This window comes from Streptomyces sp. NPDC034086 (assembly GCF_055575515.1).
Window position 1 is genome coordinate 1 of the sequence record NZ_JBVISM010000045.1, and the last position, 1,085, is coordinate 1,085.

A 1,085-nucleotide genomic window follows, 5' to 3' on the forward strand; every position below is an offset into this window, starting at 1 on the left:
ATTGACCCGCAGGGTTGTTGACGCGGCTGATGGGTGGGTGTCCGTCGAGTGCGGTGTGGCAGCGGTGGTGGTTGTAGGTGTGGAGGAAGTCTGCCAGGGCCGCTGTCCGCTCGTCGTTTGAGGTGTAGGGCCGCAGGTAGGCCCACTCGTCCAGGAGGGTGCGGTTGAAGCGTTCGACCTTGCCGTTGGTCTGTGGCCGGTAGGGCCTGGTGCGTTTGTGGGTGATGCCGGCCGCGGCCAGGGTCTGGGTGAACAGCTTGGACTTGTAGCAGGCGCCGTTGTCGGTCAGGACGCGTTCGACGGTGATGCCGTGGGCCTGGAAGAACGTGTTGGCCCGCTGCCAGAATCCGGCGGCTGTCTCCTTGCGTTCGTCGGTGAGGACTTCGCTGTAGGCCAGGCGGGAGTGGTCGTCGACGGCGGAGTGGACGTAGCTGTAGCCGATCACGGGTGTGGAGCTCTTGCGCTCGGTGGTGGTGGCCTGCCGGTTGCGGTCGCCGTCAGTTCGGCCCACGGCCCGCCATCCGCCGCCGTGAGGGATGTTGCCGAGCTTCTTGATGTCGACATGGACCAGCTCGCCGGGCCGGGCACGCTCGTAACGCCTGATCGGCTCTCCGGTGGGCCGGTCCAGCCAGGCCAGGCGGTGCAGGCTGTGCCGGACCAGGATCCGGTGGACGGTCGAGGCGGGCAGGCCGAGGATCGGGCCGATCCGTGCGGGGCCGAGTTTGCGGCTTCGACGCAGGTCACAGACTCGGGCCTCGATCGCGGGCGACGTCCGGTGGGGTGTCGTGCGGGGGCGGCTGGAACGGTCGTGGAGTCCAGCGTCGCCTTCCGTGCGCCAGCGGCGGACCCATTTGTGGGCGGTGGCCCGCGATATGCCCATCTCGGCCGCGACATGCGCGACAGGGCGGCCCGAGCGGACTCGCTCGACCAGTAGCCGCCTACCGAAGACGGTCAGCCGGGCATTACGGTGGGACACGAAGGCCTCCGTGCGGTGAGTTCCTAGACAGCTCCCACCACACCGGAGGTCTTCGCCATGTTCAAGACCAGCCGAGTGTCAACAACGCTCGTGATCAATACACCTAGCC

General features: G+C 67.6%; 1 protein-coding gene. It reads right to left on the bottom strand.

The features are described 5' to 3' along the window. Positions 1–976: IS481 family transposase (locus tag ACZ514_RS32275; RefSeq protein ID WP_469126345.1), on the bottom strand; the 976-nt coding region annotated here is incomplete at its 3' end. Positions 977–1,085: the final 109 nt, after the last annotated feature.